Source organism: Leptospira adleri, from assembly GCF_002811985.1.
Classification (GTDB): Bacteria; Spirochaetota; Leptospiria; order Leptospirales; family Leptospiraceae; genus Leptospira; species Leptospira adleri.
Genome location: NZ_NPDU01000055.1, coordinates 1 through 16805 on the forward strand (window position 1 = coordinate 1; position 16805 = coordinate 16805).

At 42.6% G+C, this 16805-nt stretch carries 11 protein-coding genes; 6 read left to right on the plus strand and 5 right to left on the minus strand.

Features of this window, described 5'->3' with window-relative positions; translation table 11 throughout:
• Together CH376_RS17425 and metG are read right to left on the minus strand one after the other, a co-directional pair.
• On the minus strand, positions 1-1799 hold a 1799-nt coding region (locus CH376_RS17425), incomplete at its 3' end, for a [protein-PII] uridylyltransferase family protein (RefSeq protein ID WP_100788255.1).
• Positions 1800-2468: 669 nt separating this feature from the next.
• On the minus strand, positions 2469-4559 hold the full coding sequence (metG, locus tag CH376_RS17430; protein WP_100787233.1) for a methionine--tRNA ligase: 2091 nt from the start codon (positions 4557-4559) through the stop codon (positions 2469-2471).
• 116 nt (positions 4560-4675) lie between these two features.
• On the opposite strand from metG, the gene CH376_RS17435 reads away from it, so the two are divergent.
• Together CH376_RS17435 and CH376_RS17440 are read left to right on the plus strand one after the other, a co-directional pair.
• Positions 4676-5179: a tellurite resistance TerB family protein gene (locus tag CH376_RS17435; RefSeq protein ID WP_408611663.1), complete on the plus strand. Its 504-nt coding sequence runs from the start codon at positions 4676-4678 to the stop codon at positions 5177-5179.
• Between the two features lie 62 nt (positions 5180-5241).
• Positions 5242-6204: a hypothetical protein gene (locus CH376_RS17440; protein ID WP_100787235.1), complete on the plus strand. Its 963-nt coding sequence runs from the start codon at positions 5242-5244 to the stop codon at positions 6202-6204.
• Between the two features lie 606 nt (positions 6205-6810).
• Here the strand turns inward: CH376_RS17440 and CH376_RS17445 are convergent.
• Positions 6811-8004, minus strand: coding sequence for a DUF1554 domain-containing protein (locus tag CH376_RS17445; RefSeq protein ID WP_100787237.1), 1194 nt, complete (start codon positions 8002-8004; stop codon positions 6811-6813).
• Positions 8005-8266: 262 nt separating this feature from the next.
• Positions 8267-9433, minus strand: a complete 1167-nt coding sequence (locus CH376_RS17450; protein WP_100787238.1) for a helix-turn-helix domain-containing protein — start codon at positions 9431-9433, stop codon at positions 8267-8269.
• 629 nt (positions 9434-10062) lie between these two features.
• Here CH376_RS17450 and CH376_RS17455 point away from each other — a divergent pair.
• Entirely contained in the window at positions 10063-12288 is a 2226-nt protein-coding gene (locus tag CH376_RS17455; protein WP_165781814.1) for an Lcl domain-containing protein, read from the plus strand.
• Positions 12289-12301: 13 nt separating this feature from the next.
• Positions 12302-12922 carry an Lcl C-terminal domain-containing protein gene (locus CH376_RS17460; RefSeq protein ID WP_100787240.1) on the plus strand — a complete coding sequence of 207 codons (621 nt, stop codon included), beginning with the start codon at positions 12302-12304 and terminating at the stop codon, positions 12920-12922.
• A gap of 73 nt (positions 12923-12995) precedes the next feature.
• Here the strand turns inward: CH376_RS17460 and CH376_RS17465 are convergent, their stop codons facing one another.
• On the minus strand, positions 12996-13688 hold the full coding sequence (locus CH376_RS17465) for a hypothetical protein (protein WP_100787241.1): 693 nt from the start codon (positions 13686-13688) through the stop codon (positions 12996-12998).
• Positions 13689-14030: 342 nt separating this feature from the next.
• On the opposite strand from CH376_RS17465, the gene CH376_RS17475 reads away from it, so the two are divergent.
• Together CH376_RS17475 and CH376_RS17480 are read left to right on the plus strand one after the other, a co-directional pair.
• The gene (locus CH376_RS17475) at positions 14031-15014 is read left to right on the plus strand and encodes a c-type cytochrome (RefSeq protein WP_207767205.1); all 984 of its coding nucleotides are present in this window, start codon (positions 14031-14033) and stop codon (positions 15012-15014) included.
• A 307-nt stretch (positions 15015-15321) separates the two neighbouring features.
• On the plus strand, positions 15322-16803 hold the full coding sequence (locus tag CH376_RS17480; RefSeq protein WP_100787243.1) for a SpoIIE family protein phosphatase: 1482 nt from the start codon (positions 15322-15324) through the stop codon (positions 16801-16803).
• The last annotated feature ends 2 nt before the right edge of the window (positions 16804-16805 follow it).

Below are 16805 nucleotides of genomic sequence, written 5' to 3' on the forward strand. Positions count from 1 at the left end.
TTTCCGTTTGAATCGCTGACAAGATAAGGAATCGTATTTTGATAAAGAGTATTCAAGATCGCGCTCTTCCAATTTGTTAGGACGCCCGAACCTACGGATTTAGTGTCTATCACCGTAAGAATATAAAGTTTTCTTAATCTTTCTCTGCTGCCGACCGTTCTCGCGAAATCGAAAACCAAATTCGGATCCCCGATATCCCTCTTCGAACTCAACTCGGACATAAGGGTGTGCTTTTCCACAAGAAAGCGGCAGAGATCGCGGTCTTCTTCGCTTAACCCGAGCCGATCTCCCACCGAGGAAACGAGTTCAGCTCCGTATTGAGAATGATCTCCTTCCTTAACTTTGCCCGCGTCGTGTAACAAAATTGCTAATGCGAGAAGTTCGATCTTAGAACATTCTTTATAAGCCTTTTGTACTTGCAGATCCGGAAATTCTCCCTTGTCCAAGAGATCCAACTCGTGTAGAATCAAAAGAGTATGCTCGTCGACCGTAAACTCGTGATGATAGCTGAAAAGAGGAAAGTTCGTACAGGCACCGAATTCCGGAAGAATCGCGCCCAAAACTCCGGATTCGTGCATAAGCTTCAACACTCTTCCCCTTTGAGAAGGGGTTCGTAGAATTTTCAAAAATTCCTCGTTTACCTCCGGAGAATATTTGAAGTCGTCGTCCAAAAAATTGGAAGCGAAACGGAATTCGTTGAGAAGCGTTCCCGAAACTTGAAGATCCTTTTCTTGGATCATTCGAAAAGAAATCATCACATCTCTGTAGATCGTATGCGGGTTTGAAAAGAGCGTTCCTATCACCGGAGGAAAAACGGTCCTTCCTATTTTGAAAAAGTGAAGGTCCTCGTAAGGAAAACTTTCCCCTTCCGAACTCTTTCTCTTTTCAATGATCGAATCCAGATAGATGCGGATGATAAAATAAATATTCTTCTGATGTCCGTATAAAACATACATAAACTTTTCCACGGAGGAAAGTTCGGTCTTTTTACCGAAGCCCAAATATTCCGCGACTTCCTGTTGGAGATTGAGATCGAGTCGATCCGTTTTTCTTGCGGTGATAACGTGCATAGCAATTCGAGCTCTTAGAAGAAAGTCGTATGCTTCCTGCAAAAGTTGAATTTCTCCTCTTTGAAAGACGGGAAGAATGGAAAGTCCTCCCAAGGAAGGAAGATTGCGAACCGATTTTTCCATCCAAAACATATATTGAATGTCTCGAAGACCACAGAGATCGGTTTTGAGATTCGGTTCGCTTAACAAAATCGGGCGTTCTTCTTTTAGAAAACGCGAGGAAAGAATCTCTTCTTTTGCCTCATTATAATTTTTAGTCCTTTTCTCCGGAAGTTTCTCCAAAAACTCTGTCTTAAACTTTTCGAAGAGCGCACGAGAACCCGCAAGGAAACGAGCGTCCAAAAACGCGTGATAAGAAGACATGTCGTCGAGATATTGAAAGCATTCCTTGATCGTTCTACAGGAATGTCCGACTTCTTTTCCGGAATCGTAGAGATATGTGTTGATTTTTGAGATAAGAGCGGCGAGTCGTTCTTCTTTGATTCCGTTGTGGAGATATAAAAGATCGATATCGGAATGAGGGGCCATCTCCATTCTTCCGTAACCGCCCATCGCTACCAGACAGATTTCGTCGCCCGACTTAAATTCAACGCCGGAAGTTTCAAACTTGGAAAGGATAAAAGAATCCACGATATGAGTGAGTTGTCGAGAAACCAAACGACCGCCGACATTCTTACTTTTTTCCAAAAGTCTTTGAAAACTGTAGGAGATATCTAATTGTAAAGGCATCTAAATTCCTAAAAATAAATTCAACTTCGAAGGTTTGATCTTAAACCCGATTCTTAAAAGGAATCGGTTCCATTTCGTAAATCTTTTTTTCGGAGCCTATAAACTTGGTCCGACAAAGTTATTCGCTAAAAAATTGCTTGTCTCCGAATTTCAACCAGTCCCCAAGAAAAACGATAACCTCAAACGAAACAAATTCAATCTCGAAAAAAACCTGTCGTAACAACGACGCAACCGTGAAAAACGCGCGCCCCACCCTGACTTTGGGTGGAGGGGTGAGGTGGTGGGAAAATTCTGAAGATTTTTCCCTATCAGAAAATCAGAATTTTGCAAGTAAAAAGCCTTCATTCTTCGTATGTGGGAATTCCCACAGAACTTCGGAAAACGACTCCTTTCTTCCTAAGCTATTCTTCCGGAGTTGATGAGAATATCCAAATCGCAAGAATATTTGCAAAACGATCCTGAATTCATCTTTTTTAGAAAATTAGAATCAGCTTCTTCAAAATTCCGTAAGCCGAACTTCTCGTAAAGGTAAGCGAAGCTCTTCTTAACTCGAATCTGACTTGAACACACCCCATTCGAGAAACGAATTGTAAAACGGCCGCATTCTCCTCGACTCGTCTCCGCAAAAATTATTATTTTTCCAGTTCTCTTTGAACGGTTCCTCGGTTCTTATTTCAACTTATCGCCGGGCTTTGCGTCCTTGTGAGGAACGAACAAACTCAAAGATTCTCCTTCGCCGGAAGCGAGGAGCATCGCTTCAGAAATTCCGAATTTCATCTTTCTCGGTTTGAGATTTGCGACCACCACAACTTTCAAACCTTTCAGATCCTCCGGTTGATAAGCGACTTTGATTCCCGCAAAGACGTTTTTGATTCCGAGTTCTCCTAAATCCACTTTCACGTTCACGAGTTTGTCCGCGCCTTCTACCGGACCCGCTTCTACAATTTGGCCGACTCGAAGTTCGACCTTTGCGAGATCGTCGATCGAAATCTCAAGTCTTTCGCCGGCGGGAGCCGCATTGGCCGCCTTCGTTTCTTCTTCTTTTTTGGAATGTTCGGACACTGATTGTTTGTTTTCTTCTAACATTGCGTTGATCGCCTTTTCATCCACACGTTTTGTGATCATCTCGTAGGGAGCTACTTTCGTTTTTTCTAATGCTTTAAATTCTTCTAAATCTTTAAACTTCGGAGATTCTTTCAATCCGAGCAACGAGTAGATTTTTTCGGAAACTTTCGGAACGACCGGATACAAATACACCGCAAGAATTCGGCTCGCGTTCAAAACCGTGGTCACGACTTCTCTGGTTTTTTCCGGATTCTCCTTGATCAATTTCCAAGGAGCGTTGTCGTTTACGTAACGATTGACCGTATCGCCGAGACGAGTAATTTCTCTCATCACCCTCGCGTAGTTTTTTTGTTCGTATGCGATTTTTATAATATCCAGAATATCGGATTCGCCGGTGCCGTGTTTGATCTTCTGACGGATCAATTCGTTTAACAATTCCTTTCCTTCTTGAGGAAGAACTCCGAGCGTTCGATCGAGTTGGTCCAGAATGCTCGTGGAAATTCTCGAAACAAGATTGACCAGGTTGCCGACAAGATCGGAATTCACACGAGCGGCGTAGTCGTCAAAGGAAAGATCCAGATCGTCCATTCCGGGACTCAACTTTCCCGCGAGATAAAACCGAAGATGTTCGGGATCGAGATGTTTCGCGTACGTGCTCGCGTTGATGAAAGTTCCGCGCGACTTGGACATCTTCTCGCCGTTGACGGTGATAAATCCGTGAACGTGAACGTTCTTCGGAGTTTGATAACCGCTCCCGTGCAACATCGCGGGCCAAAACAAAGCATGAAAGTATAATATATCTTTTCCGATAAAATGGACGATCTCCGCATTCTTATCCTTCCAATAAGAATCGAACTTCCCCCAATCACCTTGAAAGAATTTTAGAGAAGAAGCCATGTAACCGATCGGAGCGTCGAGCCAAACGTAAAAGTATTTGTTTTTCTCCTCCGGAATTTCAAAACCGAAGTAAGGTCCGTCCCGAGATATATCCCACTGTTGCAACCCGGCTTCGAACCATTCTCTCAATTTTTTTTGCACGCCTTCTGTTACGTGATTACCCGCGTCGATCCATTCTTTTAAGAATTCTTGGAAGTCTTCCAATTTAAAAAAGATATGATCCGAATTCTTTAGAACCGGAGCCGTTCCGCAAAGCGCACAATGAGAATCGATCAAATCTTTCGGACTATAAGTTTTACCGCAGACCTCGCAGTTGTCCCCGTATTGATCCTTGGATTTACAATTGGGACAAGTGCCTTTGATAAAACGATCGGGAAGAAACATCTGATCGTGTTCGCAATAGGATTGTTCGATCCCTCTTCGAGCGATATGACCGTTCTTTTTGAGTTGTAAATAAATTTTTTCCGAAATAACTTTATTCTCTTCGGAGTTCGTGGAATAATAATTATCGTATTCGATTCCGAAGGCGCTCAGGTCGCGGAAATGCTCCTTTTGAACTCTCTCGATCAGTTGTTCCGGAGTGATTCCTTCCTTCCGAGCCGCGAGCATTACCGGAGTGCCGTGCGTATCGTCGGCACAGAAAAAATGACATTCGTTTCCATCAGCTTTTTGAAAACGAACCCAGATATCCGTTTGAATGCCTTCCAACACGTGCCCTAAATGGATCGGACCGTTCGCGTAAGGAAGCGCCGATGTTACCAAGATCTTTCTTGGGTTTTCTTTAAGAGAAGAGTTCACAAAAGTCAGGTTCTTAAAATTTAGGTCAAAATCAACGTCTTTCTTTTCAGATTTTCATTGCAAATCCAATGGTTAGGATAGAATTTTCTGAAAACCTGGAGGAACTCCCGATGCCAATGGAGAATCTTTCATCCCTTGCAAGCAAAGTCCTGCCGGGGCATGAATTCTATGAAAAGTTCAGAGAAGAATTGGACCCCGAACAAGAAATCTTTCAACTGAAGATGAATTATGCCAAAGTCCTCGTCAGCGTTTGGTCTTATTCGTGCATGGCGGACGGAATCTTTCATCAAAAAGAAGGAAGCCTCGTCGGTCAGATGGTGAAAGCCCTTTTCGAAGAGGGTTGTATCTTCTTCGATCACCAAGGCGAAAAAACTTCCATCATCAGCGAACTTTCCGACGTCTTTGAAAATCCCCTTCCCGTAAAAACGATCAGAAACTTCTCGGAAGGAAATCCGATCATGGCCGCAGGTTTTTACGAAGACGCGTGTGTGATCGTTTCGATGGACGGAGCGCTTACCAAAAAAGAAAGAGAATTTTTAGACGATCTCGCGAAGGAACTCGAGATATCTTCCATGGATAAGAAGAATATCGAAAATCGAATTCTTGAGAAGAAGAAGTAAATCCGCCTTTTGAAACAGAATCGTTTCCCACGGATCTTAACCTTTTTTCCGGGAACATCGTTATGATCGGCTGGGTTTGGGAAACGTTAGTCTATCTTTTCATCTTTTACGCCGGGCTTCAATTTTTGATGTCCGGTCCTATGATACAACTTCTAGTTAATTTTTTTTCCTTTCGGCATTTCAAATTCAAATGGGTCTCTTCGGGAATTCTTCTTCCGTTCTTTTACGTCATATCCAAAAACTGCACGATCGAATTCCCCGGAATTCTTAAAACCGATCAGGTTTACACGAGAATCTCTTCTCTTAATTTTCAGATCGATTTTTTTTCCTTATTCAAAGGCAAGTTGAGAATTCCGTCCTCTTACTTCGGAAACTTCCACATGGATTATACGAATATCGTCAGCCCTCACAAAAAGATCGGCCTGATGCCCAAACGAGGAAGAATCATATTCCAAAATATGAAAATAGAAAACGGATCGATCTCGATCGTCGATAAAACCCTGACTCCGACGTATTCGATTCAACTCAGAGACATCGCGATCGAAGGCGGATATATGGACTCGGGTTCTCCCTTGGAACTTCTTTTCAGAACCAAAAGCGGTTCCTGTAGACTCGGAAGAAGAGGAAATCTGAGAATCGGCGTTTTGGCCGGAGAAACGAGGGGTTTCCTATCGTTAAGCGACATCACCTGGTCCGAGCTTGCGGGTCTTCAAGTGATCCCTCTTCCATTCCTCAAAAATAGGGTTCAGATCTATGTGGAATTTAAACATATAAACGGAGATCAAACCGCAGTGGAAGGAACTCTGATTCATTTCGCTCCGAACGCGGACGATAAACCGGAACAAAGTTATCCGTTTCAATTCGTGATCGATTGGAAAAATTACAATCTTCCTTTCGACCTCGCGCTTCGGGAATTGATCTTAGAATTATTTTTAAAAATCAAACTCAAAGGTGTGATGACAAGAACGATTCAGAGTGTTGCAAAAGGACTTTACGCGATCATCGGAAGAAATCGAAAACGTTAGACGAAATCTAAATCAAGGCGCGAAATGAACGGCGGGGATTCCTACCCTTAGAATCGAAGAATTCCGCAAAGACCAAACGTTTTTCCGACAAACGGAATCTTACCGAAAGAAGCTTGTAAACGGACTTCAAGTCCGTCCGATTTAAAATTCGGATACATCGTCTTCTTAAATCGGTTTTTCAATCGCGCCAAGTATTTTAGAATCAATTCTGTTCCTTAATTTTTCGAAAAATTTTTTGATATGACCGTCCTTAGATCAAAGACAAAATTTCATCCTCACCTTGAGAACCTCTTCCAAAACCTGAAACTGTGGGAACTCACACAGGTCCTGAATCACGGATAAGACCGTAATCGCAGAAAAGTCCAATGAGACAAAATTTGTGGGAACTCACACAAAGGATTAGAATTTATGAAACGAGCTTTTTTCCGTTACGAAGGTTTCGGGAAGACCGGAATCAATACTCGAAAAGAGTTAAAATTAAGATCCGCTATCGATCCGCGGTCGGTTTGATTCTTTTCGACCTAAAAATATTTTTAAGAAAATAAAACCCGATTCTTACGGCCCAAAACGAGCTTACTTTACGAAAAGTTTAGTCTTTTCAGAAAGTCATCGCTCAATACAAAGCGAACGTTTGAATCCGGTTGTGCAAGGAATGAGTGTCGACCCGTCTCCCGCTAAACCATTGCCCGTAGCGTTATCGGTCCAATCGCTGCAATTCACGTTGACCGTCCAATTCGTATTGAAGCCGGACCAGAAGTCACTAGCCGGATTCCCGGTGCTCGTATAAAGAGTGTTATAAGCGATCAAACCGTTGTTATCCGAAGTTGCGATGAAGGCGTTGTTGTCCGCGCGGTAATATTTCGTATTCTTCGCGATCGGCCAATCCGCGTTCCCCGGAACTCGCGCCGCAACGCCTGCAAGAATCTTAGAAGAAAAACCAACATCCGCGCTGCAAGCGGAATCGCCTCCGTTAATGCCAAGGTTGAGCGCGCCATATTGCATGTTTCCCGCCGAAACTCTTGTAATCGTTCCGATTCTTTTATCGTTGTTGATAATCTTTAGCGTAAAAGAAACCGCAAGATTGGAAGGCGTAACGGCGACGTTTAACGCATAGGTTTGATCAAAATAGTCCGACGATCCGGCCGGAGTCAAATCGGTAGCCGTTACGGAAACGGAATCCGGATTCGCAAAGTTCATATCGTAACTTTCAGGGCCGGGACTAAAATGGTTGATGGCCGCCGTCGTGGAAAGAGCGACGTGAGCCACAGGATCGTTTGGACCGGTCGGACCGCTCAGAGAAATATCGAAGTTCAAAGCGGTTCCGTCTTCTTTTACGCTGACCGTATCACCGGGAATCTTTCCGTTGATGACCACGGTTGAACAATAGACGATCAGATTGGAAACGTCGGACGTCGCGTTTCCGGAAGGATTTTCAGTAGTATCGGAAAAAATCTTACAGGAATGATTGGGAGCGGAAGTCTTCACGCTCAATTGATAGGCTTGATTTTTAGGAATTCGATTTGCGAATTGAAATCCGCTGTTACCGGAAAGCGCCAAAACCTCGCTGTTCAATTGAACCTCGACGGTTCCGGAAACTAAACCTTGCAAAACTCCGCCAAACTGAAAACCGGTGTTTGCTGAGGACGAGGAAGAAGCCGCAGTCTCCGCAACTTCTTGAACGATGGTGATCAAAGCTCCGCTTGGACCATCCAAAGAAAAACGTTCCGCCTGCGCGCAAGAAATCAAAGAGCTCAGAAAGAAGACATACGCGGAAAAAATATAAAAAGAAATTCGCTTCATTGCATACAATCTATTTTATCTATCGATTTGCTTCTAATTTATAGACAAATCGATCCGATAATTTTGTGACTTTTTTCATTTTCGAAATTTCATTCCAAACAGGATATAAGAATTTTGAGAGTCACATTCTTTCCCTATTTTTTTCAGAGAGAATTTTCGGCAAAATTCTTCTCTGAAAAAAATAGACTTGAGAATCGTGGAAATCGATAGGCTACATAACTCCCTTGATCCGAAAAATCAAAGGAGAATATGAATCTTCTTTTTAGATAGAATGAGAGTATCTTGAATCCAGATCTCCCATTTCATCTTCGTTGTTTTTATAATTCGTTAGATTCTCTTCTCGAAACGCTTTCGGAGATTTTTTTGTCTCTTTTAAAAATGCTCTGTGAAAAGCGGAAGAGGAACTGAATCCTACGGCCATTCCGATCGAAAGAATCGATCGATCCGGCTCTTCGAGAAGCATAACTTTCGCTTCCTTAACTCTGTGATGATTTATAAACGAATTAAAGTTCATCCCCATGTGTTCGTTCAAAAACGCGGACAAATGGTGCACGGAAAGTCCCATTTCGGAAGCCAAAGAAGGAAGTCTCAGCTCTTCATCCAAATGAATCTTTTCGTTTTGCATCAATTCATTGAGTTTGCTCTCGACTTTTTCTATATTCAAATCTTCTAATAGAGACCGTTTTTCTAAATTTTGATCCCTCTGTTCCAGATTCTTATCCGATGCAAACTCCCGCGAAGCCGAATTCCCTCTTGAAAAGTCTTCGTTGGAACGTTGCAGTTCCGCGACGACCGGGATAAATTCGCTCAAAATGATCGGGGAAAGAATCAGAAAGTAATAATTGATCGTGCTCATCGGCTCGATGATCTTGGCGCCCTCGAAGTATCGAATCACTTCCGTAAGTTTGATCACGAGCAAAACGCTGATCGCAGGAAGAATTTTCACTAAATTTCCCCGGTTTTCGGAAGAACGCAGCGGGACCAACACTTGAAAGAGAAGATATGCGAAGAATAAGAAACTTCCTAAGGAAATCACTTCCGATAGGTTTGGAATCTTAAATTCATCCAATAAATCCCAAATTACCACGATCGCCGCAGTGGCCGCAAAACTACGAAGTAGCAATTTTCTAAGAGAGGAAAAATCGCCTTCGTTGATCTGAGAACTTCCGGTCTTTGCGGAAACGGTTAGATTCATAAAAAAGAAAATCACCGTTACCGAAAAGAATGCGTAAAAATACTGAGCGAGCTTCTTTGCAAGAGCATATTCAGTGATAAAAATAGTGGCCGTAAATGACCAAAACAGAGAGGCCATCAAAAAAAACAGCACTGACGCACCGAACCTCTTGTTACGATCTCTCTTAAACAGTCCAAATACCGCGATGATAAAATAGAGCATCGCAGCTAAAGAGTAGTATTTAACCTCTTCCACATCCGAATCCTTAAGTAGTTATTTATTTGTATTTTTACCAGATATTTTGGTAACAAGGGCATTCTGAGCTTTTGCTCATTTTTTTTATTTCTTGAGAATTTATAAATCGTCACTTCTCAAAAATAAAATAAATTCTCTCGTTCCAGTCGAATGAATACGTTTTTGAAACCAAAGGATGCCTAAAAAAACGACCTGGGTCGGGAAAAAAGTGATACTTACTGATTTATAGGAAAAGTTATTGATTAATAACACAAGAAACTTGCAAAAAAATTTGGGAACCGAGCCTCTTTTGGGAACGATCGGCCTGAAAACGGAAACGTTAGGAAATCATTTCCTAACGTAGAAAAAACTCTCATTTTAAAAATGAAAACTCGCAATTAAAAAAACACAGTTTCCACACACCCTTGCTATGGAACTACGAACTTTTTCAACACTAATGCCTCCGTTCTGCGATTCATAAAGTTCTATTGAACCCTCTTTCTCTAACTTATAAGCAAAGAATTCCTCAATTATAGGCGGTGACGTATTACTGAAAAAAAAGAAGTAAATTAATTTCACATCACTCAAATTTTGCGGATGGAAATGTTGTGGAGGATCTTCCCATGATCGAACAAAGAAAGAAACAACATGTGAAAATAAAAACTCGCGCTTTATATATTCTTATTCTTGGAATCGGTTTGTTCTCCGTTTTTCTCAATTGTCTGCCGGGAGAAGGTAAGAAAGGAATGAATTTTTTCTTTCTCCCCAGCTCAAGCCTTTCTTTTCCGGGCGGAGATTCTTCAACCGGCACCTCTGCCGCACCGGCGCTCACGCCCGTCGCTCCTACGGGAACTCTTACGTATTCTTCCGCTACAACCTTTTATGTGAGCGGGGCGGCCGGCGGCACTCCCCATTACGATATCTCTTGGTCTTCCGATATGAACGGAACATATGAACTTCGGCTCGTAGCGACCAACTGCACCGACGGTACGGTTAGCTCGAACGCAACCATTACCGCCTCTACCGCAAATTCGAATCGAATTACGGCCGCTTCTTTAGGCGCGGGCTCCAACGCAGTCAAACTCTGTCTCAAAAGTCCGGACGGAACCAGCGTCTGGGATATGAAAAGTATCAACGCAGTCCGTGACGATGGCGCCCCTACACCGGGATTCTCACTAGCCGCCGGAACCTACGGATTGCTGATCCCCAATATCAGCCTTTCTTGCACCGATACCGGTTCGGCCGGTTGTCTTGCAACGGCTTACACAACGGATGGATCTACGCCTGATATCAATGCCGATGGGACCGTTCCTTCGGGTTCTACTCTTTTTTCCGCTGCATTTGCTATTCCCAATAACGCTACCACCGACGTTAAAGCCATTTCGATCGATAAGGCGGGCAACAAAAGCGCCGTCTCCACAAATCAATACATCGTTGCGGTCGGAAATCCTACGATTACGATCAATTCCGTTTCTAAAAATTACCTTCGAAGCACTGCTACACCCGACGATACGAGCGTGATCAAATGGCAATCGGATATTGCAGGCAATTACGAGTTCCGGGTAGGCGGTTCCAATTGCAGCGCGGGAACGAACGGAACGGCCCTTTCACCGGCTATTACCGGAAGCGCCGCAGCCGCTACTCAAATCACCAGTACAATCCCAGGTTCTTCTTTAGCGGTGGGAGCCAATACGGTTCGAATTTGCTTTACCACTTCCGGTAGCAACGTAGGATTTAACTCTTCCACTCTGAACATCGACAACACCGCGCCGACAGTAAGTTCCGCGACACCTTCCAACAACACTCTCAATTTAAGCGTGGACCAAAATACTTTCGCGCTGGTTTTTAGCGAACCCATGGACACGAGCGTGACTCCACTTCCCCAACATCGTGATAGCGGCGTGAGCGGATTTCCACAAATCTCTTGGCCCACGATGACAGGATCTTGGTCCGCGGACGGGTTAACATATACTTTAAGCCTAAACAGTAAATTGCCGGAATGGCACAACTTCTATCTTCAATTCAACGATTCCGACTTTAAGGATAGGGCGGGAAATGTGGTCGTAGGAGGCTTCGTCGCATCAAATTTAATCAAACTCAACTATCGCACTTTTGTGGAAACGAACCCTACCATCATATCACGAACTTTGCAAAGCACTTGTTATGATGTTTCCGGAAATGCAACCGCTTGTGCTTCTTCCGGACAAGATACGGAATTCAATTCGGCTTCTCCTTACGGACTTGGAACGCCGACAACCTTACCGGGTTATCCCAACGACAGGGTTACACAAGACACCTTGAACGGTAAGTTTTGGAAAACTTGTCCACCTACCTATATTTGGTCCGGAGGTACTTGTGTTCAAGACCTTACAAGCGCGTATAACTTAGCCTTGATCGCATTGAATGGACCTCCGAGCCTTCCGAGCGGGCCCAGTAATTATCTAGATTTAACCTGGAGTGATTCCCTCACTTATTGTCTGCAATTAAATCTGGACAACGCAGGTGCCGGCTTTGCAGGTAAAAAAACTTGGAGACTTCCGACCTTGAGCGAACAGATGGGAATCCTCATCTACGAAGGAAGCGTGGGAAATGAAACGATCCCCGCGTCTAGCTTCCCGGGATTTATCAGAAACAACTATCAAAGATACTGGACTTCCACGAATGCGGTGAATGCGATTTCCACAAATGGTGTCGCGGATGGAAGCACTCCCCCGATCCAAAACCAGCAACTATCCGTTGGCACCTCTTCTTGGGGGGCTTGGCAAATCTCAGTTTTTGGCGGAGGAGCCCATTTTAACAATAAAGGAAAAGCATATTCCTGGGGTAACTACTGGATGAACAAATACGGCGCATTAGCGATGTGCATCGCGGATTAAAGGGAGATATTATATGAACAAGTTCAAAGTATTATTAGCGCTCTGCCTCTTACTCGGAATTGCCAACGGGATCGCGGGAATTGGGGGTCCTTACACGGATCCGAACGATGGAACAATCAACGATACCGCGAACCGCCTCCTTTGGAGAAAATGTACGATGGGCAGAGGCTCGGCGGGAATGAATTATACGGATTGTGGAAACGTCACAGGGGGGCAAACGAGCAACTGGACAACTGCTTTAAGTTACTGCAGAAACTTAGGAACCTTGCTTGGAGACGGAAGACAGTGGAGATTGCCGTCCGTAAAAGAACTGATCTCGATCGTCGACTACAGAGTGACCACCTTGCCGATCATTAACTCTACGTTATTCCCAAATACGAACGGGGGAAAACACTGGACCTCCACCAATTCGTTCGCGATGGGAAATAGCCCGACAATTTCATCGAACGGCAATAATGAGAACGATCCAAAACAGTATGTTGCTTCCGTAGAAAACGTCGAACAACACTATAAAATCCCGGAAGGAACGAGTTATCGATCGATGGCCTACATTGTGGATTTTGCGGTAGGCGGAGTTGTCGAATATCCAAAGTCGAACACGAACGGATATGTACGCTGCGTAACTAGTTATTAATCAAAGAAGAATTTTACGGCTCCGCAAAACATCTGTCCATGCGGAGCCAGCATTTCATTACTCTAATATACTCTCACTGTAAAGTAAAACAAGCATTCAGCATAAATTCGATATTCTCTTTAGAGATTAAGTCCAAACGCTCGTTCCACTTTGCAACGGGAAGACTTTTATCCTCCTTCTCGAGATAACTCATCTGCGGAACCAAGGTGTAGGTATGATTTGCATCGTGTATGCTCGAATCGGAAAAAGAAATAAAGTTATGAATGACAGGAACACAAGTTGTTTGTGTTGGATCGCAGTATTCCACTCTCTGCTGAACGTGTCTAACGTGGATCTCGGCTTCTTTTCCGATCAACATCTTCTTCTTTGGAAAAACCTTTTTTAGGGCGAGCACCAATTCCAAAGCCTTGGTAAGATTTTTCTCCTTCGGGGAAGGCAAATAAATTCTTCCCAAAAGTTCTTCCTGTCTCTTTCGCATACAGAGATCGTCATCCGGATTTAAGGATTCGGGATCCGGAATTTTGGAACAAATTTCGCGAACAGTATCTACGGAAAAAGATTCGACGACGAGAGTTTTCGCAGTTTGTATTTTTTCAATTTTATTGTGATTTTCCGGCTCTTGGGTTTGCGCGGAAGAACAAGAAAGCAAACACAAAGCCAAAATGTAAAGGGAAATTCGGACTATCATATCTTTCGAAACAATGGTTCTTTCCGTTTTTTGAATACATTTTTGAAAGAAGGCTTCCGTTTTTTGCCCGATCCTCATCGTTTCTTTGAAAAATTTTTGACTTTCATTCCCGTCAAAGCGAAATATCCGTTTAACACGATTTAAAAGACAATAATAAGAAGCCTTTTCACAAATTCGATCGATCGGTTTTATTTTTTGAATCCGTTTTTCCTTGAATACGGTTCTATCGAAAAGGAAAGTTAGCCGAAATCGAATGAATCAAAGAACTTGATCTGAAATCATTCTTAGGAGGCCCGTTCGGGATACCGGATTCAAAATTTATCAAAGGTTCAAGATATTATAATATGGGAATTCGGGACTCCCAATATAAGTCAAAAATAATTTACGACGTTGTTTAAGAATAAAATATAGCTGGAGCATATGATGAAATTTTTTGGAGTTCTTTTAAAAAGAACCATTCTTACGATCATTTTGATTATTATAGGCGGTTTGAGTTTTCTTTATATAAAATATCCGGACATCGGAAAAAAAGAAGAAATCAAAATCGCGCATACTCCTGAACAGATCAAAAGAGGCGAATACTTAGTAAATAACGTCGCCGCTTGTATGGGCTGTCACACCGGAGACAGAGATCCGCAAAAACTTTTTTATCCATTCGATAAAAATTTGGGCGCTGGCGGTTTAAAGTTCGGAGAAGAGATGGGTTTGCCAGGAACGTTTTATTCCAGAAACATCACTCCTGCAGCGACCGGTTTGAAAAATTGGACCGATACCGATATCTTTTACGCGATGACTGCGGGAGTCTCTAAAGACGGAAGCCCTCTCTTCCCGTTGATGCCTTATGAAAATTATGCGAAGATGGACAAGGAAGATATTTATTCCATCATAGCTTATATCAGAACGATTCCAGCGGTCGAGAATCAAGTGGAAAAACCGAACGCAAAATTTCCGATGAACTTGATCATGAGAACCATACCGAAAGCGCCTGAATTTTCAAAAAGACCGGAACCAAAAGATACAATCGCTTACGGAAAATATCTTTTCACTGTCGCGGCTTGCAATGATTGCCATACTCAAAAAATAAAAGGGAAACCCGTTGAGGGGATGGAACACGCGGGGGGTTTTGAATTCGCCTTAGTTTCCGGCGGAAAATCAAGAAGCGCAAACATCACGCCCGATGTTGAAACCGGAATCGGCTCATGGACGCGGGAAAGTTTTATCGCGAGATTCAAAGCAAATGTTGCAAGAGTAAAAGCGAATCCGAATACTAAGCCGGGAGAGTTCAATAGTTTAATGCCTTGGTTGGAATACGCGGGTATGAGCGACCAAGATCTCGGAGCGATCTTTGCTTATCTCATGAGTTCAAAGCCAGTTTCTAACAAAGTACAGGTTTTCGAGAAATAGTCAATTTATAGTACGCACAGGTATATTTCTGTGCGTACTCGCAAAATGAGCAGAAAAAATATTTTTAAAATAAGGTATTTCCGTTTAAAAAATTTGGCGAAATATTTAGAGGCCGCCATAAAGATTCTGAATCTGAAATTCTAAAAACTTAGTTTGATAACTTTTTTGGCCTAAAAGTAATGCTTTTATAACAAACCCTTTCAAAATAAATGATTAAACCACTGTTAATAGCTCTATATATCTGACGATTGTCGTTTTATAATAAACGATGCTAATATCGGAAAATATCCGTATACTGATATTAGCCATGAAACGATCACTGAGACTCCAGATAATTTCTATCTATTCCTTACTGACAGTGATCAATCTCACTTTTGTCGCCGTTATGATTTTTGAAAATCAGACGGATTTATTAATCGATAACTTTACATTGGAATCGGATCAAATCGCGAGAAAGATTCTAAAAAAGATCGAAGGTTTAGAAACTCAAAACTACGAAGATAAAGAACAATTAGCGGATATAGAGAGCAAACTACTAAGCATTGGGATCGAAAATTTTTCAATCGTTTCCGTTGAAGATCGATCCGTTGAAAAATTTAAAATCAATCTGGAACACGGAACGCCTACATCCATTGATTATCTCAAAAGTAAACTGGCGACGATTATCAACGCGAAAGAAGCGATCAATAGTTCTTACGATATCGAACTCGATTCCGAAAACTTCATCGTTAGTCTTATCTTTTATCTTACGGAAAAAACTTTTTTAGTCTCTCAAGTCCGCGTAAAAGAGATCTTGGATCGTCTGAATTCCTTGTATATTCAACTTGGTTTACTGCTCCTTTGGGGCGTGATCTTTCACATTCTTTTCGGAATTTTTCTCTATCGAAAGATCTTCGTGCGTCTATTCATCCTTAAAGAAGTCAGTGAAACCATGTCGACCGGCGATTTAACCGCGAGAGCGCAATGGAATTTTTCCTCAAAGGACGAGTTGGACCTCCTCGGGACCACATTCAACGGAATGGTGGAGAGGATTTCCTCACAAGTCGAAAGTTTAGAATATAAGAACAACCAAATTCAAACCGAATTAGAGATCGGTAAAAACGTTCAAGAATGTCTTCTACCCGGTAAAAGAAGAAAATTCAATCTGATCACATTAGATATTTTTTATAAACCAATGCGTGAAGTCAGCGGAGATATCTACGACGTAATCGAGATCAACGAAGATAGAACCGTATTCTTTCTCGCGGATGCGACCGGACACGGAGTTTCCGCCGCTCTCATCACTTCGATCATTCATTATAATATCGAAAACATCATGAAGGAAACCGTAAATCCTTCCTTTATCTTTACGCGTTTGAGTGAAAGACTTTTCGATACTTTACAAGGTTCTTTCTTTGCCACGGGCATCTTTGTTCTCTTTGATAAGGAAGGTTACGCATACTTCTGCAGCGCAGGTCACAACCCGATCTACTTTTTTAGAAAAAATAAAGATAAAATCGTAACCCTCGATTCGACGGGTCATATCCTTGGAATCGGTATCCCGGAAGAATATCAAGTTCTGAAAATAAAAACGGAACCCGGCGATAAAATTTTAGTTTATACGGACGGAATTCTCGATGCGACCGCTCTTACGGGCGAACAATTCGGTGACGATCGTCTCCTTCAAATTTTTCAATCTAACGTACATCTGGATGCAAAAGAAATCACGTCGGTTATCAAAAAGGAAGTCGATAATTTCGCGGAACATTTTCCCGACGATGTCACATTCGGAATTATCGAAATTCAATAACT

What these genes read in the sequence shown, in the direction of transcription:
- CH376_RS17480 (WP_100787243.1), top strand. Translation starts at nt 15,322, where the DNA reads ATGAAACGATCACTGAGACTCCAGATAATTTCTATCTATTCCTTACTG.
- CH376_RS17435 (WP_408611663.1), top strand. Translation starts at nt 4,676, where the DNA reads ATGGAGAATCTTTCATCCCTTGCAAGCAAAGTCCTGCCGGGGCATGAA.
- CH376_RS17440 (WP_100787235.1), top strand. Translation starts at nt 5,242, where the DNA reads ATGATCGGCTGGGTTTGGGAAACGTTAGTCTATCTTTTCATCTTTTAC.
- CH376_RS17460 (WP_100787240.1), top strand. Translation starts at nt 12,302, where the DNA reads ATGAACAAGTTCAAAGTATTATTAGCGCTCTGCCTCTTACTCGGAATT.
- CH376_RS17445 (WP_100787237.1), bottom strand. Translation starts at nt 8,004, where the DNA reads ATGAAGCGAATTTCTTTTTATATTTTTTCCGCGTATGTCTTCTTTCTG.
- CH376_RS17465 (WP_100787241.1), bottom strand. Translation starts at nt 13,688, where the DNA reads ATGAGGATCGGGCAAAAAACGGAAGCCTTCTTTCAAAAATGTATTCAA.
- CH376_RS17475 (WP_207767205.1), top strand. Translation starts at nt 14,031, where the DNA reads ATGATGAAATTTTTTGGAGTTCTTTTAAAAAGAACCATTCTTACGATC.